The following is a 21,886-nucleotide window of genomic DNA, read 5'->3' as shown; positions in this document are numbered from 1 at the left end:
CGCGATTGTCAGGAGTTCCGCTCATGTCCTACGAACATCTTCTGGTCGCCGTCGACCTGACCGAAGAATGCGACCCGGTGATCAAACGTGCCATGGCGCTGGCTGCACCGTCGAATGCCAAGGTTTCGCTGGTACACATCGTCGAGCCGATGGCCATGGCGTTCGGCGGTGATGTGCCGATGGACCTGTCGCAGTTGCAACAGCAGCAGTTCGACCAGGCCAAGGAACGCATGGACCGCCTGTTCAACAAATACCCGGACATCCACCGCGGCGACTCGCACCTGACCTATGGCCAGCCGCGCCAGGAAATCCACCAGTTGGCCAAGGACCAGAAGTGCGACCTGATCGTGGTCGGCAGCCATGGCCGTCACGGCCTGGCGTTGCTGCTGGGCTCCACGGCCAATGACGTGCTGCATGGTGCGCCGTGCGATGTACTGGCGGTGCGGTTGCAGAAGAAGGAGTGATTCAACCGGTGCCGGCCCTTCGCGGGCTTGCCCGCTCCCACAGGTTCTCCACAAGCCTTGAAAGCTGTGGTGATCCTGTGGGAGCGGGCAAGCCCGCGAAATGGCCGGGCCAGGCTAACGCCGATCAGCCTTCCAGCTCGGCCCAGCGCTCTACCAATACATCCAGCTCACCCTGCAGCTTCTCGATCTTGGCCAGCACTGCCGAGGTTTCCGCAATCGGCCGCTGATAGAAGCCCGCCGCATTCACTTCTTCCTGGGCCTCGGCCATGCGCTGCTCCAGTTCGTCGATCTGCCCCGGCAGCATTTCCAGCTCACGTTGCAGCTTGTAGCTGAGCTTCTTCTTCGAACCATCGACCACCTCTGCAACAGGCGCAGGCGCCGGCTTGGCCTCGACCTTCTCCACCACCGCGCTGTTGAGCTCGGACTTGCCGCCCTTGCTCTCGGTCACACCCTGCAGCTTCGGCGAGCCACCCTGACGAATCCAGTCCTCGTAACCACCGACGTATTCGCGCACCTTGCCCTCGCCTTCGAACACCAGGGTGCTGGTGACGACGTTGTCGAGGAAGGCCCGGTCGTGGCTGACCATCAGCACGGTGCCCTTGTAGTTGGACAGCACCTCCTCGAGCAACTCGAGGGTTTCCACGTCCAGGTCGTTGGTCGGTTCGTCAAGCACCAGCAGGTTGGCCGGCTTGCTGAACAGCTTGGCCAGCAACAGCCGAGCACGCTCGCCACCCGACAGCGCCTTGACCGGCGTACGGGCACGCTGAGGGCTGAACAGGAAATCGCCCAGGTAGCTCAGCACATGGCGGTTCTGGCCGTCGATCTCGATGAAGTCGCGGCCTTCGGCCAGGTTGTCGATAACGGTCTTTTCCAGGTCGAGCTGGTGGCGCATCTGGTCGAAATAGGCCACTTCCAGCTTGGTGCCGCGCTCGACCTTGCCGGTGGTCGGCTCCAGGTCGCCGAGCATCAGCTTGAGCAGGGTGGTCTTGCCGGTACCGTTGGCGCCCAGCAGGCCGATGCGGTCCTCACGCTGCAGGACCATGGAGAAGTCCTTGACCAGCACAGGCCCGTCGGGGTGATGGAAGCTGACGTTTTCCAGCACCATCACCTGCTTGCCGGACTTTTCCGCCGCCTCGATCTGGATGTTGGCCTTGCCCTGGCGCTCGCGGCGTTCGCTGCGCTCCACGCGCAGGGCCTTCAGCGCGCGCACGCGGCCTTCGTTGCGGGTGCGGCGAGCCTTGATGCCCTGGCGGATCCACACTTCTTCCTGAGCCAGGCGCTTGTCGAACAACGCGTTGGCGGTTTCCTCGGCGGCCAGCGCGGCCTCCTTGTGCACCAGGAAGCTGGCATAGTCGCCGTTCCAGTCGATCAGGCCGCCGCGGTCCAGTTCGAGGATGCGGGTGGCCAGGTTCTGCAGGAAGGAACGGTCGTGGGTGATGAACAGCACCGCGCCGTTGAAGCCGCGCAGGGCCTCTTCGAGCCAGGCGATGGCACCGATGTCCAGGTGGTTGGTCGGTTCGTCGAGCAGCAGCAGGTCGGGTTCCGACACCAGCGCCTGGGCCAGCAGCACGCGGCGGCGCCAGCCGCCGGACAGTTCGGCCAGGGTCTTGTCGGCCGGCAGTTGCAGGCGGCTGAGGGTGCTTTCCACCACCTGCTGCAGGCGCCAGCCGTCACGGGCTTCCAGCTCGTGCTGGACGTGCATGAGTTTTTCCAGGTCTTCATCGCCCTGGATGTTCAGGCTCAGGTGGTGGAACTGCGCCAGCAACTCGCCCACGCCATCCAGGCCTGCGGCCACCACATCGAACACCGTGCGCTCGTCGGCCACCGGCAGTTCCTGCGGCAGCTCGCCGATCTTCAGGGCCGGGGCACGCCAGATTTCGCCGTCGTCGCCCTTCTGCTCGCCCTTGACCAGGCGCAGCATGCTCGACTTGCCGGTGCCGTTGCGGCCGATGATGCACACCCGCTCGCCACGAGCGATCTGCCAGGACACTTTGTCCAGCAGCGGCATGGCGCCGAATGCGAGGGACACATCGCTGAATTTGAGCAGGGTCATGTTGGTCTCCATAAATCGGGCGCGCATTCTACCTGACTTGGCCACCGACGGCATCCGCCTGGCCAACCGGCGAGGCCTTTGCGACATCTGGTCGAACTTAATATCCCGATACAAGCACAGTGCTTTCACCCGCCGCCGGCAAACAGCTAAGCTAAGGCAATAGCTTCCAACAGTGCTGGCTCCGCCGTCACTTCCCCATGGTTCAACTGCCCGGACGTATCATGCGCAGCCGCCTGTTACATATTGCATCCTGCCTGCTGCTCACCGCCGCCACCTGCGCGGCGCAGGCCGCCGACCTTACCCTGCAACGCCAATACTATGACGAGGCCAAGCGCGCGCTGGCCAAAGGCGACAAAGGCCCGTACCTGCGCTATGCCCAGGCCCTCAGCGACTACCCGCTGACGCCCTACCTGGCCTACGACGAACTCACCGCCCGCCTGAAAACCGCCAGCAACCAGGAAATCGAAGGCTTCCTCGCCAAGCATGGCGACCTGCCCCAGGCCAACTGGATGAAGCTGCGCTGGTTGCGCTGGCTGGCCGAACGCGGCGAATGGAACACCTTCGCCAAGTACTACGACCCCAAGCTCAACTTCACCGAACTGGACTGCCTCAACGGCCAGTACCAGCTCAGCCACGGCCTGCGCGCCGAAGGTTTTGCCACGGCCGACAAACTATGGAACGTCGGCAAGTCGCAGCCGGCCACCTGCGACACGCTGTTCGGCATGTGGGCGGCCGAGGGCCAGCTGACCGAGGCCAAGCGCTGGCAACGCACCAAGCTGGCGGCCCAGGCGCGCAACTACGGCCTGGCCAACAACCTGGTCAAGACCCTGACCACCCTCGCCCCGCAGGGGCGCCTGCTGGTCGATGTGGCGCAGAAACCCGAGCTGCTCAACCAGCCGTCGCGCTTCACCCCGGTCAACGAAGCCATGTCCGACGTGGTCAGCCTCGGCCTGCGCCGCCTGGCCCGGCAGGACCCGGAGCGGGCCATGGCGCTGCTCGACGACTACGCCCAGCGCATGCACTTTTCCCGTGACGAGAAGGTGGCCATCGCCCGTGAGATCGGCCTGACCCTGGCGCGCCGCTACGACCCGCGCGCGCTCGACCTGATGACCCGCTACGACCCCGAACTGCGCGACAACACCGTCAGCGAATGGCGCCTGCGCCTGCTGCTGCGCCTGGGGCGTTGGGAAGACGCCTACGAACTGACCCGCCGCCTGCCCCAGGACCTGGCCAGCAGCAGCCGCTGGAAATACTGGCAAGCGCGCAGCCTGGAGCTGGCACAGCCGAACAACCCTCAGATCCCGCTGCTGTACAAGACCGTGGCGCGTGAGCGTGACTTCTACGGCTTCCTCGCCGCCGACCGGGCACAGACCCCTTACCAGCTGAACAACAAGCCGCTGGTGCTCAGCCCACAGCTGGTCAACAAGGTACGCAACACCCCGGGCATCCGCCGTGCCCTGGAGTTCCACGCCCGCGGCCAGATCGTCGAAGGCCGCCGCGAGTGGTACCACGTCAGCCGCCACTTCACCCGCGACGAAATGGTCGCCCAGGCGCGCCTGGGCTACGACCTGCGCTGGTACTTCCCGGCCATTCGCACCATCAGCCAGGCGCAGTACTGGGACGACCTGGACATCCGCTTCCCGATGGCCCACCGCGACACCCTGGTGCGCGAGGCCAAGGTCCGCGGCCTGCATTCAAGCTGGGTATTCGCCATTACCCGCCAGGAAAGCGCGTTCATGGAGGATGCCCGCTCCCCGGTGGGTGCCAGCGGCCTGATGCAGTTGATGCCGGCCACGGCCAAGGAAACCGCGCGCAAGTTCAGCATCCCGCTGGCATCCCCGGCGCAGGTGCTCAACCCGGACAAGAACATCCAGCTGGGTGCGGCCTACCTGAGCCAGGTGCACAGCCAGTTCAACGGCAACCGGGTACTCGCTTCGGCAGCCTACAACGCCGGGCCCGGGCGCGTGCGGCAGTGGCTCAAAGGCGCCAAGCACCTGAGCTTCGATGTGTGGGTGGAGTCGATCCCGTTCGACGAAACGCGCCAGTATGTACAGAACGTGCTGTCGTATTCGGTGATCTATGGGCAGAAGCTGAACTCGCCGCAGCCGCTGGTGGATTGGCATGAGCGGTATTTCGATGACATGTGATTGCTACTGAGCCTGTGCCGGCCCTTTTCGCGGGCTTGCCCGCTCCCACAGGTACTCCACAAGCCTTGAAAGCTGTGGTGATCCTGTGGGAGCGGGCAAGCCCGCGAAGAGGCCGGAACAGGCAACACAGCTACTCCAGGATTTCGACCTTCATCCCTACCTCCAACCACCCACTGCCATCCACCGCCAGGTTCTGCCCGAACAGCACATCCCCCTCCTTCTCACGGAAGGTCCTGAGCGTGGCCATCGGCTCGCGGTCCTCGCTGCGCTCGCCGGTAGCCGGGTCGATGGTGGTAAAGATGCAGCGCACACTGGGCTTGAGCACGCGAAACTCCAGGCTGCCGATACGAATCCGCTTCCAGCCATCTTCGGCAAACGGTTCAGCCCCCTGCACCACCAGGTTGGGCCGAAAGCGCAGCATCTCCATGGGCCGTCCGATACGCCGGTCAAGTTCGTCCAGCGAACCCTGGCCGATCAGCAACAACGGGAAACCGTCCGGGAACGCCGCCCGGTCGCTGTTGAAGCCATAGCCATTGGGCAGGTAACGCGCGCGCTGCTCCGGGCAATGCACCAGGCGCACGGCCTTGCCCAGCAGTTGGCTCAGCCAGGCCGCCGCCGCATCGCCCGCATCCGGCACGCGCAGGGTATCGCGCCAGATGGTCACGCCGCGCAGGGCGTCATCGGCAGGCGGCACAGGCACCCGCAACGGTGCCTGCCCAGGTGCTTCCAGCAGCAACTGGCCGCTGTCATCATCGCTAGCCTTGATCTGGCCTAGCCGAGGCCAGGCGCGCTGGGTAAGGAAGCGTCCGTTTTCTTCCTCCACCACCATCCAGCGCCGGTCACCCTGCAACCCCAGCAATCCCACCGGTGAAGCCTGCAGGCGTTGCGCCTGCCCCGACTTCACCGGGTACCGATACAGCTCACTGAGAAACATCCCTGCCGCCTCGCGTCATGCCAAAACGCCAAGCTTATACCCGGCAGGGGCCGGGATCACGCGGTAGCGGCATCCAGCAACAGGCGTTGCTTGACCACGTCGACCAGGCGATCGGGCTGGAACTTGGACAGGAAGTTGTCGCAGCCCACCTTCTTCACCATGGATTCGTTGAAACTACCCGACAGCGAGGTGTGCAACACCACGTACAGCCGGCGCAAACGGGCATCGCCACGGATCTCGGTGGTCAACCGGTAGCCGTCCATTTCCGGCATCTCTGCGTCGGTGAACACCATCAGCAGCTTCTCGCACACGTCCTCACCAGCGTCAGCCCAGCCCTTGAGCATGCGCAGCGCCTTCAGGCCATCACTGGCCACGTGCAGCTTCACGCCCAGCTGGGACAGGGTGTCGCGCAATTGCGCCAGGGCCACGCTGGAGTCGTCCACCAGCAGCACTTCGCGGCCACGGGCACGGGCCAGCACCGGGTCGGCGAGCTTGTCGCCGGAAACCCGCGCGTTGTACGGCACGATCTCGGCCAGCACCTTCTCCACGTCGATCACTTCTACCAGCTTGTCATCGACCTTGGTGATGGCGGTCAGGTAATGCTGGCGTCCGGCGCTGGATGGCGGCGGCATGATCGCTTCCCAGTTCATGTTGACGATGCGGTCGACACCGCCCACCAGGAAGGCCTGCACCGAGCGGTTGTATTCGGTGACGATGATGGTGCTGTCCGGCCCCGGTTGCAGCGGGCGCATGCCGATCGCCTGGGACAGGTCGATCACCGGCAGGGTCTGGCCGCGCAGGTTGACCACACCGCAGACGAAAGCGTGGCGCTGGGGCATCAGGGTCAGCTTGGGCAGTTGCAGCACTTCCTGCACCTTGAACACATTGATCGCGAACAGCTGGCGGCCGGCCAGGCGAAACATCAGGATTTCCAGGCGGTTCTCACCCACCAGTTGCGTGCGTTGGTCTACCGTGTCGAGAATGCCAGCCATTGGAAAGCCCCCAGGCTTGAGTCGGAAAAAGTGAAATCATCCACCCTGTATCGGCGGCTTCACGCACACCTTGACCCTTGCGGGAAAATGCCGTGAAGGCGATTGATATCACTTTACCATCATGCTTTACTGCGGGAAGCACGGGTGATCAAGCGGGACAGTAAAAGTTCCCCACCTGAGGCCCTTATCAGGGAAACCCTTAGCCACAATCGGGTGCAACCTGATGTTCGCGATATCCTTTAGCCATTAATGTGACGCCATTCTCATTGCATGAATGGAGTCAGGCTTTTGCTAGCTATCGTTTTGGCGTGCCCGTCCCCTGCGCCCGCCCCACGCGCGGGGGCATCATGATGGACAGCGCCTTGTCGTTCGATAACGCCCTGCAGGGGTTCCTGCTGGATGCCCAGGTATTGCTGACCCAGGCCCAGGAATGCCTGCAGCATCTGGAGCTGATCGACAACGACCCGGATGCCTGCCACTGCCTGGACAACGCCCTCGACAACCTTGCTCGACAGGCCACACACCTGGGCCTGCGCGAAGTCGCCCATTACACCACCGCCCTGCAGCAGTTGCTGGCACCGGCCTGCCAGGTCGGTCGCCTGCAGCGCGAAGCCCTGCCCGCGGTAGGGGCCTGCCTGACCCTGCTGGCCTGGCAACTGGAACTGGTCGACCCTTGCACCGGGCGACTCAACCTGGACATCGGCGAGCAGCTGGTACTGCTGGGTGAACTGGCCAAGGCCGTGCAGCAAACGTTTGCACAACCCTGCACCTCCTGCGACGAGCAAGGCAGCGTGTGCATCCACCCGCATACCGAGACGGCAGGCAGCACGCACTCCGGCCGCTCATCTGCCACATATTGAACTGGTTTGAAATGCAGCCGGGCACGTTTATTCAGGCCCACCCAGGTCGAACTTGGAAAGTTCTCGAAGTTTTCCAGGTTGCCGGGGGCCAAGTTGAATCAACAGCGCGCAAGTTCAATGGCAAGTGCCTGTTGTGCGATCAAGCCAAGTGGCACTTTGCCACCCTCCAGCGCCCGCCCCGCAGGCGTTTCATAGCGTTACCCGATCGCGACCAATGCACTGCGAAGTGGTAATATGCGGCCCCACAAACGCTTGCGACCTGCAGCAAGGTCGCAAGATCACGTGTTCGAAAGAAAATATAAAGTACTGCTCCAAAGCCTCTGACATGGATTGTGCAAGGCCTCCATCAGCAATACTTCAGTGGCTTCCCTACCTATGTTTCCACGCTTGAAGACTTCTTTGCGGTGCTGCTTCCGCACTACCCTGCTGCGCTGGGCGACGGTCGGGCTGTGCGTGGCCTCGCTGGTCGCCACCCTGTCGCTGTACCTGACCGACCAGGCGATCCCGGCCAGCCTGCTGCTGCTGCAGCTGGCCGCCACGCTGGGCGCTGCCGTGCACCTGGCCCTGGGCGCCAGGTCGATCAACCTGCGCCCGGCGGAACTGGCCGAGCGCATGCTCAAGGTCCAGGAAGACGAGCGCCAGCACCTGAGCCGGGAATTGCACGATGACATCGGTCAGCTGCTCACCGCCGCCAAGCTGCAACTGCAGTGGCTGCAGAAGCGTATGCCCGATGACCTGCAAGGCCACTGCGACGCCCTGCGCAGCACCCTGGATGACACCCTGGGCAACGTGCGCGATGTCTCCGCCCTTCTCAACCCGCGGCAGCTGGCCAGCCTGGGCCTGGAGGCCAGCCTGCGCGCGCACCTGGTGCGCACCCTGGGCAACAGCGGCGTGCACTGGAGCCTGGCGTGCAACCAGCGCCTGGGCGGCATCGACGAGGCCGTGGCCATGGCGGTGTTCCGCATTACCCAGGAAGCCGTGACCAACATGCTGCGCCACGCCCAGGCACGCAACCTGGTCGTCCGCCTGCAGCGCACCCCCGAGGGGTTGGCGTTGTCGATCCACGACGATGGCCGCGGCTTCGTGCCAGCCAGGCAACCGGCCGAAGCAGGCCAGCGGGGCTTGGCCGGCATGCAGGAGCGGGTAACCGCGTTGCAGGGCAGCCTGGACATCACCAGCCAGCTCGGCCTGGGCACGCGCATCGAGGCAATGTTCCCATGGCCACCGCGCACCCAGGAACGCGCCAGGAGTACTGCAACCCATGACCTGTAGACTGCTGCTGGTAGACGACCACTCGCTGATCCGCGCCGGGGTGCGCGCACTGGTTTGCGACATCCCCGGCTATGACGTGATCGGTGAAGCCGACGACGGCAGCCAGTTGCTCGAACAGGTGCGCACGCTGGCGCCGGACATCGTCTTGCTGGACATCTCCATGCGCTCGACCAGCGGCCTGGACGCCCTCACCCAACTGCGCGCCAGCGGCAACACCTGCAAGGTGCTGATCCTGTCGATGCACACCGACCCGGACCTGATCATGCGGGCCCTGGAAAGCGGCGCCCACGGCTACCTGCTCAAGGACACCAGCGCCACCGAACTGGAACAGGCCCTGGCCGCGGTGCGCAACGGCGAGCGCTACCTCAGCCCAGCCATCGCCCATACGGTCATCAACCAGGCGCTGCAGCACGCCAGGCAGGGCAAGCAACCCGCGGGCGAGCGGCATAACCTCACGGCGCGACAGCTGGAAATCCTGCGCCTGATCGTGCGTGGCAAGTCCACCCGGGAAATCGCCACCGGCCTGGGCCTGTCGATCAAGACCGTGGAAACCCACCGCTCGCAAATCATGAAACGCCTGCAGATCCATGACGTGGCCGGCCTGGTGCTGTTCGCCGTGCGCGAGAAAATCATCAGCCTGGACGACTGAGCAACGGCGACCCGTCCGGCAGATGCAGGCGCAGTGCAGCGGGCCTGGCCTGGAAGCGCAACTTGTCGGCCTGCACCGGTTCGCCATCAAGGTTGATGTCCAGGCCCTGCGAGCACTTGATCTCGACCCAGGGCAACCTGGCTCTGACTAACAACCCGTTGCCAGCCAACAGCTCACGCAGCGCCCCTACCATCTCCTGTGGTGCCGGCAGGATGGCGATATCGAGCAAGCCGTCGTCCACCAGGGCCTCGGGGCACAGCACTTGCCCACCCCCGGCCTGGCGGCCATTGCCGATCCCCAGCGCCAGCAGGTCACCCTGCCAGTCGAAGCCCGGCCCTTGCAGCTCCACCGAGGCTGCCTGCAGTTCGCTGAAGCGCGACAAGCCGGTGAACAGGTAGGCGGCCGCGCCCAGCACTTTCTTCAGGTCTTCGGAGGTGTTGGCCGTGACCTGGCTGCCAAAACCGCCCGTAGCCATGTTGAGGAACAACTGGTCGCCGGCCTGGCCCAGGTCTATTGGCCGTGCGGGTATGTTCAGCAATGCCAGGGCCGTGGCAGGCTCCAGGGGTATGCCGGCGGCCTTGGCAAAATCATTGGCCGTGCCCAGCGGCAACAACGCCAGGGTGGCCTCGGTACCTGCCTGCCCCATGGCCTCGGCGACATCACGCAGCGTGCCATCGCCGCCACCGGCGACGATATGGCCGTAGCCGGCGGCCAGCGCCTCGGTGACCAGGCGCTGCGCGTCGCCGGCCTCCCAGGTGACCCGCACATCCAGTACCCAGCCGCTGTCGCGCAGGCCATGCACGGCGCTGCGCACGTCTTCGTTCATGGCCTGCTTGCCGTGCAGGATCAGCATTGCCTTGCGCCATTGCATGTGCGCGCCTCCGTGAAGTGATCAACCCAGATCTCGACCCTTTGCAGTCGCGGATCGTTGCATGCGCCCGAAAAAATAGCAGGCCAACGCGATTGATTGTGGGCATCAACCGACAAGCGTCGGCCGGTCTTTTCCCACACGCCTGGCAATGCACGGCTATGCTCAGCAGATACACTTTATTGCCACGGACGCGCCCCCGGCAGTGATTCTACCACTGCTGCCCACGGGCGCGTCTTGCTATCCGCAGCCTTTAGCGAGGATTTCGGGTCATGCGCATTCTCTGGACACTGCCGTACCTGCCCTGGCCAACCACCAGCGGCAGCAAGACCCGGCAATACCACCTGATACGCGCACTGGCACAGCGGGGCCACCGGATTACCCTGCTGGTGCAATCGAAGATCCCGCTCGGCGATGCCGCCCGCGAAGCCCTGGAACCGCTGCTCGAGCGCCTGATCGTGCTGCCCCGCCGGCCCCTGCACAGCCCGCTGAACCTGCTGGCCTCACCGATCATCGCCTACCCCATGCGGGCAATCATCAATGGCCTGGCCCCTTGCCTGCGGCACCGCTTCGAGCAATTGCTGGACGAGCCCTGGGACGTGATCCAGATTGAGCACAGCTACAGTTTCCAGCCCTTCGAAAAGGCCCTGCAGGCACGCGGGCTGCCGTACATGCTCAGCGAGCACACCCTGGAGTCGGTGATGGGTGGCGCCAGCCACGATCGCCTGCCGCTATGGCTGCGCCCGCTCAACGCCTTCGACCGCTGGCGCTATCGACGCTGGGAACAGCGGGTCTTGCGCCAACCCACCGAACTGGTGGCAGTCAGCGCCCACGATGCCGAATTGATCGCGCAGATCAGCGGGCGCCCGGTGAACGTGGTGGTCAATGGCGTGGACTGTGATTTCTACCAGCACGTGCAACCCGCGCTGCACAGCCAGCGCCTGCTGTTCGTTGGCAACTTCGAGTATGGCGCCAACCTGGAGGCCATCGAATGGGCGCTGGAAGACATCATGCCGCAGGTCTGGATGAGCAACCCGGCAGTGCGCCTGGCGATTGCCGGGCATGCCATGCCGGCCAGCTGGAAACTGCACTGGAACGACCCGCGCATCGAGTGGTTCGGCTACCGCCCCGACCTGCGTGAACTGCAACGGCGTTCGGCATTGTTCTTCGCACCGCTGCGCTATGCCGGTGGCTCCAAGGTAAAAATCCTCGAAGCGATGGCCGCCGGCTTGCCGGTGATCACCACCGGCAAAGGCGTTTCAGGCCTGGCCGCGAACAATGGTGAGCACTACCTGGGCAGTGAGGATGGCGACCAGCTGGCCCTGCTGATCACCCAGTTGCTCAACCAGCCCTGGCGCATGAGCCAGTTGAGCGACGCCGGGCGCCAGTTCGCCCGCCAGCGCCACGACTGGAGCGTGGCCGCCCAGCAACTGGAGAACGTGCACATGCGCCTGGCACTGGCGGCACCGGCCGAGGCCACGCCGCTGGCCAGTGCCTGACTGGGCCGCTCAGCCAAGTAGTTCGCTGAAGGGGATGAACGGCACGCTGTCACCCTGCTTCGGCGTACTGCCTTCACGCACCTCCACCAACCCCTCGGCCCAGGCCGCACTGCGCAACACGCCAGAGCTCTGGTTCTTGTAGATGCGCACCTGGCCCTGTTCGATGCGGGCGCGCAGGTACTCGCGGCGCGTGCCGGCCTTGGGCCAGTCAAAGCCGGCCGGCATGTCGAAGCGCAACGGCGTGACATCGGCCACGCCCTGACGCCGTAACAGGTAGGGCCGGGTCAGCAGGCCGAAGGTGACCAAGGTCGAGGCCGGGTTACCCGGCAGGCCGATTACCGGCACGCCCTGGAAGTGGCCGAAGGTCAGCGGCTTGCCCGGTTTGATCGCCAGCTTCCACAAAGCCAGCTCGCCAGCTTCGCGCAGGGCGGCGCCGAGGTAGTCGGCCTCCCCCACCGAGACACCGCCGGTGGACAGGATCAGGTCGACATCGCCCAGCTCGGCCAGGCAGCTGCGGGTGCGTGCCAGGTCATCCGGCAGGATGCCCGCATCGACCACATCGCAGCCCAGCCTCTGCAGCCAGCTGACCAGCAGCCGGCGATTACTGTTGTAGATCTGCCCCGGCCCCAGCGGCAGGCCGGGTTCGACCAGTTCGTCACCGGTGGACAACACCGCCACCCGCACCTTGCGCACCACGTCCAGCCGGCCATGGCCCAGGGTCGCGGCCAGGCCCAGCTCGATCGGCCCCAGCCGGGTGCCGGCGCTCATCACCTGTTCGCCCTTGCGGGTTTCCTGGCCCTGGGGACGAATGTTCTGCCCGGTCTTCAGCGCTTCGAGAAAGCGTACCCGGCCATCCTCCGCCACTTCGGTGTTTTCCTGCATCTCGACGCAGTCGGCACCTTCGGGCAGCGGTGCCCCGGTGAAGATGCGCGCGCAGGTGCCCGGTTGCAGCGGCTGCGGCGCATGGCCGGCGAAAATCCGCTGGCTGACCGGCAGTGGTTCGCCCTGCCAGTCAGCCAGGCGCAGGGCGTAACCGTCCATGGCACTGTTCGGCCAAGGCGGCAGGTCGAGCGAGGCCACCAGGTCGGTGGCCAGCACACGGCCCTCGGCCTCGGCCAGCGGCAGGTTCTCGGTGTCGCGGATCGGTGCCGCTTCGGCCAAAGCCAGCAGCTGCTCCAGGGCCTGTTCTACCGGCATCAGCGGCCGGGCCTGGCGGACCTCAGCCACGGCTGTCGCAGGCCGCTGCCTGCTTCAGGTGCGGCACGAAGTTGCACGGGCGATGGCGGGCATCCAGCTGCTCGGCGAGGATACCGTCCCAACCGGTGCGCACCGCGTTGGTCGAACCTGGCAGGCAGCACACCAGGGTACCGTTGGCCAGCCCGGCCAGGGCGCGCGACTGCACGGTGGAGGTGCCGATGTCGGCCACGGAAATCTGCCGGAACAGCTCACCAAAGCCTTCTACCTGCTTGTCCAGCAGGCAGGCCACGGCCTCGGGCGTGCTGTCGCGGCCGGTGAAGCCGGTGCCGCCGGTGATCAGCACCACCTGCACGCTGTCATCGGCAATCCAGGTGGCGACCTGGGCGCGAATCTTGTACAAGTCATCTTTCAGCAGCACGCGCTCGGCCAGGCGATGGCCAGCCGCGCTCAGCCGGTCGACGAACAGCTGGCCGGAGGTATCGGTGTCGAAAGTACGGGTGTCGCTGACCGTGAGCACGGCGATGTTCAGCGGCACGAAGGGGGTATCTGCCTTGGCTTTCATGGGGGTCCGTCACAAGAAGATGGGATGGCCGCAGTTATAACACAGCACGCGCCCATCACAGCGTGACGCCCGTGGCCCTTGCCCTCGATCAATGCCCCGGGTTTGCCGCTATGCTGCACTGTAGACGGAACTTGCGTGGACGCCCTGCGTCTTAATGTCATCTAGCACCATCGCACTGGAGAAACACGATGATTCAACGGACCCTACCCGCCTTCCTGCTCGCCTTGGGCCTGGGCGCCCTCGCTGGCTGCGCATCGCCAACCGTCATTACCCTGAACGACGGTCGCGAAATCCAGGCCACCGACACACCGAAGTTCGATGAAGACTCCGGTTTCTACGAATTCGAGCAGCTGGACGGCAAGCGCACACGCCTGAACAAGGACCAGATCCGCACCGTCAAAGAGCTCTGATCGCAGCCTGTTTTTTGCAAAGGCCCTTTTAACAACAAGGGCTTGCGTGCAAAAAAAGTATGCAGTAGGATTTCCTTCATCGGAGTGTAGCGCAGCCAGGTAGCGCGTCTCGTTCGGGACGAGAAGGCCGCAGGTTCGAATCCTGTCTCTCCGACCAAATCCTCGTCAAAAAGCCCGCCTAGTGCGGGCTTTTTGTTGTGCCTTGAAAAGTGCCCCGCCCCAGCGCGCGCCCCCTTGTGGGAGCGGCCTTGTGTCGCGAAAGGGCTGCAAGGCAGCCCCCAGCAACTTGTGCAGCCTGGCAGAAATCCTGGGGCCGCGTTGCGACCCTTTCGCGACACAAGGCCGCTCCCACATGTGTCAGTGCGACACCTCGGCCTCCACCGGCACATACAGCAACTGCAGGCGCTCACTGCTCCAGGCCCGGGTCTGGTTGGTCAGCGCCAGGTTGTTGTTCAGCTTCTGCCCATAGCTTGGCACGATTTCCTTGAGCCTGGCCTGCCAGGCTGGCGACTGGATACGGTCCTTGAAGGTCTTTTCCAGCACGGTCAGCATGATCGGCGCCGCGGTCGAGGCACCCGGCGATGCCCCCAGCAATGCAGCGATGCTGCCGTCCTGGGCCGCCACCACTTCAGTACCGAACTGCAGCACACCGCCCAGTACCGGGTCCTTCTTGATCACCTGCACCCGCTGGCCGGCCTGCAGCAGCTTCCAGTCTTCGTTCTTGGCATTGGGGAAGTACTCGCGCAGCGCGTTCATGCGGTCATCGAAACTGAGCATCAACTGCCCCATCAGGTAGGTGCTGAGGTCGATGTTGTCGATACCGGCGTTGACCATCGGCAGCACGTTGTGGCTGTTCAGCGAGGCGAACATGTCCAGCAGCGAGCCGTGCTTGAGGTACTTGGTGGAGAAGGTGGCGAACGGGCCGAACAGCAGCACCTGCTTGCCATCGATCATTCGCGTGTCCAGGTGCGGTACCGACATCGGCGGCGCGCCGACCGAGGCCTTGCCGTACAGCTTGGCCTGGTGGCGGGCGACCAGGTCGGGGTTGTCGGTCATCAGGAACTGGCCACCGACCGGGAAGCCGGCATAGCCTTCGGCTTCAGGGATGCCCGACTTCTGCAGCAGCTTCAGCGCGCCACCACCGGCACCGATGAACACGAAGCGGGCGTTGACGGCCTTTTCCTCGCCGCCGTTGGCCAGGTCAGCCACCCGCACATGCCAGGTGCCGTCGTCGTTGCGCACGATGTCGCGCACTTCATGACGCAGGTTCAGCGACACATTGGGGTTGCGGGTCATCGCCGCGAACAACTGGCGGGTGATTTCGCCAAAGTTCACGTCGGTGCCGATGGCCATGCGCGTGGCGGCGATTTTCTGCTCCGGGTCACGGCCTTCCATCACCAGCGGTGCCCACTTGCGGATCTGCTCGTGGTCTTCGGAGATTTCCATGCCGCGGAACAGCGAGCTGTGCTGCAGGGCGTCGACGCGCTTGTGCAGGAAGGCGACGTTGTCGTCACCCCAGACAAAGCTCATGTGCGGCACGTTGTTGATGAACGACTTCGGGTTGCTGAGCACGCCCTGCTCGACCTGGTAGGCCCAGAACTGCTTGGACACCTCGAACTGCTCGTTGACCCCAACGGCCTTGCTGATGTCGATGCTGCCGTCTTTGCCGACGCTGGTGTAGTTCAGCTCGCAGAACGCGGAGTGACCGGTACCGGCGTTGTTCCAGGCGTTGGAGCTTTCTTCGGCCACCTGGTCCAGGCGTTCGTAGACGTCGACCTTCCAGGAAGGCTCCAGCTCGGTGAGGTAGGTGCCCAGGCTGGCACTCATGATGCCACCGCCGATCAGCAGCACATCGACGGTCTTTTCCGGCTCCGCGGGTTTGGAGCAGCCGATGACGCCCAGGCAGAGGAACGTCAGCAGGAATTTCTTCATTGATGTTATCCAGTTGTTGTGTACACGCGCGCCGCCTTGAGCAGGGAACGTGCCAACTGAGTCTGGAGCAGTGAATACAGGGGGCGGGCAATGGAGTAGATGGCGACAATCCGCCAATGGGAAAGAGCTTGCCCTTGTCAGATGGCGGGTTTCCCCCCGAGGGCCGCTACGCGCCCCATCGCCGGCAAGCCAGCTCCCACAAAGAGCAGGCCTGCACCGTCCCTGTGGGAGCTGGCTTGCCGGCGATGGGGCGCGCAGCGGCCCCTTTGAAAGATCAGGCGCTCAGGCGGGAGGTGACTTCACCCAGCTGCCCCGACAACCCATGCAGGCGCTGCCCCGCCTGTTCGGTATGCTGCACCGCCTGCTGGTTGGCCGTGGCGATGCGGGTGATTTCGATCAGGTTGCACGAGATGTCCTCGGCCACGCTGGTCTGCTCTTCGGCCGCCGTGGCGATCTGCCGGTTCATGTCGCGGATCGCTTCCACTGCCAGGGTGATGCGCTGCAGCATCTGCCCCGCCTGCTGCACCTGCTCGGCACCCTCCTCGCTGCGCTGCTGGCCGCTTTCGATGGCCTTGACCGCCTCCACCGCCCCAGACTGCACCGCTTCGATGATCTGATGGATCTCGGCGATCGACGCCGCCGTGCGCTGGGCCAGGCTGCGCACTTCGTCGGCGACGACCGCAAAACCTCGCCCGGCCTCGCCGGCACGGGCCGCTTCGATGGCCGCGTTGAGCGCCAGCAGGTTGGTCTGCTCGGCAATGCCACGGATCACTTCGAGCACTTTGCCAATGCGCGTGCTGTCGTGCTCCAGATCGCGAATCACCGCCGCCGTGCCGGCAATTTCGCGGTTGACCGCGCCGATGATGTCGATGGTCTGCTGCATCACCTGCTCGCCCGCCTGGGCACTGTGGTCGGCGTCGTCCGCCGCGCGGGCGGCCTCGGCGGCGTGGCGCGCGACTTCCTGGGCGGTGGCGGACATCTCGTGCATGGCCGTGGCCACCTGGTCGGTGCGCTGGAACTGGTCATGGGTACCACGGGCCATGTCGCCGGCGATGCTGCGCAGCTGGCCGCTGGCACCTTCCAGTTCCTGGGCGTTGTCCTGCAGCCGGCCGACCGTGTCGGCGAGGAAATCGCGCAGGGTGTTGGCGGCCCGCGCCAGGCGCCCCAGTTCGTCCTCGCGGCGGCTGTCTACCCGGGCGGCAAAGCGGCCCTGGCTCAACTGCGCGACATAGTCGATCAACTGGCGGATCGGCTCGACCAGGCTGCGGTTGACCAACCACAGGCTGAGCAGCCCCACCAGCACGGCCGAAGCCAGCATCACCAGCAAGCCCAGCCATACCGTGCGCTCGGCGCCGGCACTCAGGCTGGCGGCATGCTGACGGGCTTCGGCACGCAGTTGCTCGACCAGTTCGCTCATCTGCTCGCTGACGGCGCGGTCCACGCCCTTGACCGCCTGGTCGCCGGCTACCGGGTCGCTGCCCGACGCCATAAATGCCTGGCGACCCTGCGCATAGGCCTGGCCCAGCTGCCGGTGGCTGTCACGCAGTTGCTGCAACGGCGCCTTGAGCCTCGCGTCGCTGCTGTCGATCAATTGCCCGAGCAGTTGCTGCACCTGCTGCTCGCGAGCCTGGAACTGCTGCCAGTACTTGTCCATGTCAGCCGGCTGGCGCCCGCGCAACAACACGTTCTTCCACTCCTGCACCTGGATCTTGAACTGCAGGTTGGCTTCGTCGATCAACTGCGAGGCCCGCAGCGGCCCGTCGACCAGCTCGGCGTACCCGCGCACGCTGGAGGAGAGGAACTGGAAGCACACCAGGGCGATCAGCAACATCGCCACCAGACTGCCGCCGAGCAGGGAGAGGATTTGCACTCTGAGGGATTTACGCAACATCTTGGATCTCGGAAAGCAGGAGGAAGACCGGGGGCCGCGCAAGTTGGCAATGGGGTGCAACGCAGCCCGGTTACTGGCAGGCCACAAAAAAGGCTGCCATCAAGCAATGGCAGCCAGGTCGAGCACTTACGCAACAGTTGAGCTAGATACTCTCAGGCAAATACTACAGAAATGTTACAACGCCACTACAAGCTACCCCGTGGTGAACTGCAAGGCCGCCAGCCGGGCATACAGCGGGCTCTCTTCGATCAGCTGGCGATGCGTCCCCACCGCCACCAGTCTGCCCTTGTCGATGACCGCGATACGGTCGGCATGCTGGACCGTAGCCAGGCGATGGGCGATCACCAAGGTGGTGCGCCCGGCCATCAGGCTGGGCAGCGCCTGCTGGATCAGGTGTTCGCTTTGCGCGTCGAGTGCGCTGGTGGCTTCGTCCAGCAACAGGATCGGCGCATCGACCAGCAACGCACGGGCGATGGCCAGGCGCTGCCGCTGCCCGCCGGACAGGCCGATGCCGCCCTCGCCCAGCGGTGTCTGGTAGCCCTGCGGCAATTGCCGGATGAATGCGTCGGCATGGGCACCCCGGGCGGCTGCCTCGACCTCGGCCAGGGTCGCCTCGGGCCGGCCATAGCGGATGTTGGCCTCGACCGTGCCGCGAAACAGCGAGGGGTTCTGTGCCACCAGGGCGAACTGCTGGCGCAGGTGATCGGGGTCGAGTTCGGTGATCGCCCGGCCATCAAGCAGGATGCGCCCCTGCTGGGGGTCGTAGAAGCGCAGCAACAAATCGAACAAGGTCGACTTGCCCGCCCCCGACGGGCCCACCAGCGCCACGGTCTGCCCCGGCTCGATGGTCAGGCTCAGGCCATCGACAGCCGCCACCGAGGGCCGTGACGGGTAGGCGAACACCAACTGCTGCAGCTCGATACGCCCACTGGCCCGCTGCTGCGGCAGCACCTGCGCCACGGCGGGCGGCAGGATCGCACTGCGCGCCGCCAACAGTTCGGCAATGCGCTCGGCGGCGCCCGCCGCCCTCTGCAACTCGCCGATCACCTCGCTGAGGGTGCCGAAGGCACTGCCTACGATCAGGCTGTAGAACACGAAGGCGGCCAGCTCGCCCGCGGAAATGCGCCCGGCGATCACGTCCATGCCGCCAACCCACAACATCACTCCCACCGCTCCCAGTACCAGCACGATCACCAGGGTGATAAGCCAGGCGCGCTGGGCAATCCGCTGCCGGGCCACGGCAAACGCCGCTTCCACCGTGCCGGCGAACAGCTCGCGGTCATGCGCCTGGTGGTTGTAGGCCTGCACGGTCTTGATCTGCCCGAGGGTCTCGGCCACATAGCTGCCCACATCGGCCACCCGGTCCTGGCTCTGCCGCGACAGGCTGCGTACCCGGCGGCCGAACAGCAGGATCGGCGCCAGCACCAGCGGCAGGGCCACCACCACGATGCTGGTGAGCTTGGGGTTGGTGATGAATAGCAACACCACGCCACCGATGACCATCAGCGCGTTGCGCAGGAACATCGACAGCGAAGAGCCGATTACCGATTGCAGCAAGGTGGTGTCGGCGGTCAGCCGCGACTGGATCTCGGAGCTGCGGTTGTCTTCGAAAAACCCGGGATGCAGGCCGATCAGGTGGTCGAACACGGCCCGACGGATATCGGCCACGCAGCGCTCGCCGATCCACGACACTAGGTAGAAGCGGCTGAAGGTACCCACAGCCAGTGCCACCACCAGCAGCAGGAACAGGCCGATGGTCTGGTTGAGCTGATGTGCGGAGCGGGTCATGAAGCCCTGGTCCACCAGCAGGCGGATACCCTGCCCCATGGACAGGGTGATGGCGGCGGTGACTACCAGGGCCAGCAAGGCCAGCAGCACCTGGCGACGGTACGGACGGACAAACTGCCAACCCAGGCGCAAGGCGCGGCGTTGACGCGGGGAAACCGATTCGGGCATGGCGCTGACCACATTGGCGGGGAAACCGCAGCCTACCACTCATCCACGCCTGTGGAACCCTTGCAGGGTTGCTATAGCCTATCGGTCTAACCAGGCTATGGAGCTTTACCGCCGTTTCTGTTCGACTGTGCCTGCCGTGACCCTGCAGGTACTGTCACAGGCCAGTCACGGCACAGGGTTAACCTGCGCTTGAACCTGATGAGGAGACAATACATGAGCTTGCAGCATGGCAGCGACAACCAGAAGCCCCGGACTACCCCTCAGCCGCAGGTGTGCGGTTCGATCATCGATGCCCAGGGGCGCGAAGTACCGATCACCGAGCAGATGATCCAGAAGGCCTGCAAGGCGCTGGAAGAAAGCCGGGTAGAGCGCGTACGCAAAGGTTGATCGGCGAATTCTTGCAACCCGGCGCTTGCGCCGGGTTTTTATTTGCCTTGGATAGTCCTGACAGATCAGCTCAACCTTCTTCGCGGGCTTGCCCGCTCCCACAGGTCCCCCATTGACCTCAGGGTCTGTGTGGTCCCTGTAGGAGCGGGCAAGCCCGCGAAGAGGCCGGTACAGCTTTCAAAAGGCTGTCAGACCAACACCCCACCCAAGGCACTGACCAACTGCGCCAACTGCGGCGACTCCCCGCGCAAGCGCACCGCCAGCCCTTCGATCTCGCGCCGTGGCGGGTACTGCTTGCGCAACTGGTCGAACGCTGCACGCTGCTGCTGCGGGTCGTCGCTGAGGCTGCGGCGGAAATCGGCATCGTCGCGGCGTGGGTCGTACACCGCGCGGCACAGGGTGGCCAAGGCCCAGGCCGGGTCGGTGCTGGCATCCAGCTCGATCTGCGCCAGCGGCGGCCGGGGCAGCAGGTCGGCCAGTTGCACCTGTTCATCCACACCGAGGAAGCGGCACAGCGCCTGGTAGATCTGCGCCGTACCACGCTGGCGGCCGTCGAGGCTGTAGCCGGCAATGTGCGGCGAAGCCAATGTGCACAGGTCGGCCAGTTGCAGGTCGACCTGCGGCTCACCCTCCCACACATCCAGCACCGCATGCAGGTCTTCGCGGTCCAGCAGCAGTTCGCGCAGGGCGGCGTTGTCCACTACAGGGCCACGGCTGGCGTTGACCAGCCAGGCACCGGGGCGCAACTGCGCCAGCTGCGCCTGGCCCAGCAGGTGCCAGGTCGGGTGCTCGCCGCCACGCTGCAAGGGGGTGTGCAGGCTGATCACATCGCACTGTTGCAGGATGGTCTCGAGGCTGACGTAGTCACCGCCCTCGGCGGCCTGGCGCAGCGGGTCGCATACCAGTACCTTCCAGCCCAGGCCGTGCAGCACCCGCACCAGGCGGCCACCCACCTCACCCGCGCCTACCACGCCATACACGCGCTCGGGCAGTGCCACGCCATCCAGTTCCGCCAGGGTCAGCAGGCTGCCCAGCACGTAATCGACCACGCCGCGGGCATTGCAGCCCGGTGCGCTGCTCCAGTGGATGCCGGCCTCGGCAAAGTAGTTCAGGTCGAGGTGATCGGTGCCGATGGTGCAGGTGCCGACAAAGCGCACGCGGCTGCCTTCGAGCAACTGGCGGTCGACCTTGGTCACCGAGCGCACCAGCAGGATGTCGGCGTCCTTTACGCTGGCGGCATCGAGGCTTCGGCCCGGGTAACGACGGATTTCGCCGAAACCCTGGAAGAAGGCATCGAGCAGCGGGATGTTCTCGTCGGCAACTATCAGCATGGCGCTCTCCTGTCTGGGGAACGCAGTGTAGGCGCAACGCCGGGCGTGTTCCAGAGCGGCTCAGTCGGCTTTCTTGCGGATCCAGTACAGGAAGGTACCGGCGTCTTCCTGCTGCTGCAGCAGTTCGTGGCCGAGGAAGTTGCAGAACTTGGGGATGTCGCGGCGGGTCGAGGGGTCGGTGGCGATGACCTTGAGCAGGCCGCCAGCGGCCAGGTTGCGCACGTGCTGGTGCAGCATCATCACCGGTTCCGGGCAGTTCAGGCCGGTGGCGTCGAGGATGGCGTCGGGGGTGAAATCGGTCATGGGGGACTCCGCAAATGATCGCTATTGTCGCGCATCGCGCGACGTGGTCCAAGCACCGCCTGTGAAGACGCGCCCTGCTCTTGCTCTTGATCTTGATCTTGATCTTGATCTTGATCTTGATCTTGATCTTCGCGACTTCAGGAGGCCGAGCAGAGGGCTTGCGGAGGGAGGTGACGGGC

General features: G+C 64.9%; 19 protein-coding genes, 1 tRNA gene and 1 pseudogene. 9 read left to right on the top strand and 12 right to left on the bottom strand.

What is annotated here, in order from left to right; translation table 11 throughout:
* Positions 1–23: 23 nt before the first annotated feature.
* Entirely contained in the window at positions 24–464 is a 441-nt protein-coding gene (locus B2790_RS21740) for a universal stress protein (RefSeq protein WP_013971709.1), read from the top strand.
* Positions 465–588: 124 nt separating this feature from the next.
* Here B2790_RS21740 and B2790_RS21735 read toward each other — a convergent pair whose 3' ends face one another.
* Entirely contained in the window at positions 589–2,517 is a 1,929-nt protein-coding gene (locus tag B2790_RS21735) for an ATP-binding cassette domain-containing protein (RefSeq protein WP_286919715.1), read from the bottom strand.
* A gap of 221 nt (positions 2,518–2,738) precedes the next feature.
* Between B2790_RS21735 and B2790_RS21730 the strand changes: the two genes are divergently transcribed.
* Complete coding sequence (locus tag B2790_RS21730; protein WP_075044214.1) at positions 2,739–4,664, top strand: transglycosylase SLT domain-containing protein; 1,926 nt, start codon at positions 2,739–2,741, stop codon at positions 4,662–4,664.
* A 130-nt stretch (positions 4,665–4,794) separates the two neighbouring features.
* On the opposite strand, the gene B2790_RS21725 is transcribed toward B2790_RS21730, so the two are convergent.
* Positions 4,795–5,598 carry an MOSC domain-containing protein gene (locus tag B2790_RS21725; RefSeq protein ID WP_286919714.1) on the bottom strand — a complete coding sequence of 268 codons (804 nt, stop codon included), beginning with the start codon at positions 5,596–5,598 and terminating at the stop codon, positions 4,795–4,797.
* Positions 5,599–5,654: 56 nt separating this feature from the next.
* The gene (locus tag B2790_RS21720) at positions 5,655–6,590 is read right to left on the bottom strand and encodes a chemotaxis protein CheV (protein ID WP_013971705.1); all 936 of its coding nucleotides are present in this window, start codon (positions 6,588–6,590) and stop codon (positions 5,655–5,657) included.
* A gap of 350 nt (positions 6,591–6,940) precedes the next feature.
* On the opposite strand from B2790_RS21720, the gene B2790_RS21715 reads away from it, so the two are divergent.
* The 3 genes from B2790_RS21715 to B2790_RS21705 all read left to right on the top strand — a co-directional run bounded on the left by B2790_RS21715 (position 6,941) and on the right by B2790_RS21705 (position 9,371).
* Positions 6,941–7,450: a hypothetical protein gene (locus tag B2790_RS21715; RefSeq protein WP_025338319.1), complete on the top strand. Its 510-nt coding sequence runs from the start codon at positions 6,941–6,943 to the stop codon at positions 7,448–7,450.
* Positions 7,451–7,825: 375 nt separating this feature from the next.
* Positions 7,826–8,722, top strand: coding sequence for a sensor histidine kinase (locus tag B2790_RS21710; protein WP_084785094.1), 897 nt, complete (start codon positions 7,826–7,828; stop codon positions 8,720–8,722).
* The gene (locus B2790_RS21705) at positions 8,712–9,371 is read left to right on the top strand and encodes a response regulator (protein ID WP_025338317.1); all 660 of its coding nucleotides are present in this window, start codon (positions 8,712–8,714) and stop codon (positions 9,369–9,371) included. The genes B2790_RS21710 and B2790_RS21705 overlap by 11 nt, the downstream gene beginning before the upstream one ends.
* On the opposite strand, the gene yegS is transcribed toward B2790_RS21705, so the two are convergent.
* A complete protein-coding gene (gene yegS / locus B2790_RS21700; protein WP_286919713.1) occupies positions 9,355–10,242 on the bottom strand; it encodes a lipid kinase YegS in 888 nt (295 codons plus the stop codon). The two genes, B2790_RS21705 and yegS, sit on opposite strands and share 17 nt — an antisense overlap.
* 269 nt (positions 10,243–10,511) lie before the next feature.
* Here yegS and B2790_RS21695 point away from each other — a divergent pair, with 269 nt between their 5' ends.
* The gene (locus B2790_RS21695) at positions 10,512–11,738 is read left to right on the top strand and encodes a glycosyltransferase family 4 protein (RefSeq protein WP_075044210.1); all 1,227 of its coding nucleotides are present in this window, start codon (positions 10,512–10,514) and stop codon (positions 11,736–11,738) included.
* Between the two features lie 9 nt (positions 11,739–11,747).
* Here B2790_RS21695 and glp read toward each other — a convergent pair whose 3' ends face one another.
* On the bottom strand, positions 11,748–12,935 hold the full coding sequence (gene glp / locus B2790_RS21690; protein ID WP_286919782.1) for a gephyrin-like molybdotransferase Glp: 1,188 nt from the start codon (positions 12,933–12,935) through the stop codon (positions 11,748–11,750).
* Between the two features lie 22 nt (positions 12,936–12,957).
* A complete protein-coding gene (gene moaB, locus B2790_RS21685; RefSeq protein WP_025338313.1) occupies positions 12,958–13,497 on the bottom strand; it encodes a molybdenum cofactor biosynthesis protein B in 540 nt (179 codons plus the stop codon).
* A 188-nt stretch (positions 13,498–13,685) separates the two neighbouring features.
* Between moaB and B2790_RS21680 the strand changes: the two genes are divergently transcribed.
* Both B2790_RS21680 and B2790_RS21675 read left to right on the top strand, forming a co-directional pair.
* Positions 13,686–13,907 (top strand): YgdI/YgdR family lipoprotein, encoded by a 222-nt coding sequence (locus B2790_RS21680; RefSeq protein WP_025338312.1) that lies wholly within the window; start codon positions 13,686–13,688, stop codon positions 13,905–13,907.
* 80 nt (positions 13,908–13,987) lie between these two features.
* Positions 13,988–14,064: transfer RNA gene (locus B2790_RS21675), tRNA-Pro, on the top strand.
* Positions 14,065–14,264: 200 nt separating this feature from the next.
* Here the strand turns inward: B2790_RS21675 and mqo are convergent.
* The 4 genes and pseudogenes from mqo to B2790_RS21660 all read right to left on the bottom strand — a co-directional run bounded on the left by mqo (position 14,265) and on the right by B2790_RS21660 (position 19,686).
* A complete protein-coding gene (mqo, locus tag B2790_RS21670) occupies positions 14,265–15,839 on the bottom strand; it encodes a malate dehydrogenase (quinone) (RefSeq protein ID WP_085617216.1) in 1,575 nt (524 codons plus the stop codon).
* Between the two features lie 274 nt (positions 15,840–16,113).
* Positions 16,114–16,818, bottom strand: coding sequence for a methyl-accepting chemotaxis protein (locus B2790_RS25120; protein WP_371257960.1), 705 nt, complete (start codon positions 16,816–16,818; stop codon positions 16,114–16,116).
* 228 nt (positions 16,819–17,046) lie between these two features.
* Positions 17,047–17,157: pseudogene (locus tag B2790_RS25115) on the bottom strand (hypothetical protein); the annotation flags it as partial.
* A 765-nt stretch (positions 17,158–17,922) separates the two neighbouring features.
* On the bottom strand, positions 17,923–19,686 hold the full coding sequence (locus B2790_RS21660) for an ABC transporter transmembrane domain-containing protein (RefSeq protein ID WP_137163335.1): 1,764 nt from the start codon (positions 19,684–19,686) through the stop codon (positions 17,923–17,925).
* A gap of 213 nt (positions 19,687–19,899) precedes the next feature.
* On the opposite strand from B2790_RS21660, the gene B2790_RS21655 reads away from it, so the two are divergent.
* On the top strand, positions 19,900–20,073 hold the full coding sequence (locus tag B2790_RS21655) for a PA1571 family protein (protein WP_170978823.1): 174 nt from the start codon (positions 19,900–19,902) through the stop codon (positions 20,071–20,073).
* 188 nt (positions 20,074–20,261) lie between these two features.
* Here the strand turns inward: B2790_RS21655 and pdxB are convergent, their stop codons facing one another.
* Together pdxB and tusA are read right to left on the bottom strand one after the other, a co-directional pair.
* Positions 20,262–21,404, bottom strand: a complete 1,143-nt coding sequence (gene pdxB, locus B2790_RS21650; protein ID WP_025338308.1) for a 4-phosphoerythronate dehydrogenase PdxB — start codon at positions 21,402–21,404, stop codon at positions 20,262–20,264.
* Positions 21,405–21,464: 60 nt separating this feature from the next.
* Complete coding sequence (tusA, locus tag B2790_RS21645; protein ID WP_003248727.1) at positions 21,465–21,707, bottom strand: sulfurtransferase TusA; 243 nt, start codon at positions 21,705–21,707, stop codon at positions 21,465–21,467.
* Positions 21,708–21,886: the final 179 nt, after the last annotated feature.

Origin of the sequence: Pseudomonas sp. UBA6753, assembly GCF_002453565.1 — a bacterium.
In the GTDB taxonomy this organism is placed as follows: domain Bacteria; phylum Pseudomonadota; class Gammaproteobacteria; order Pseudomonadales; family Pseudomonadaceae; genus Aquipseudomonas; species Aquipseudomonas putida_Z.
This window is presented reverse-complemented; position numbering and strand designations above follow the sequence as displayed.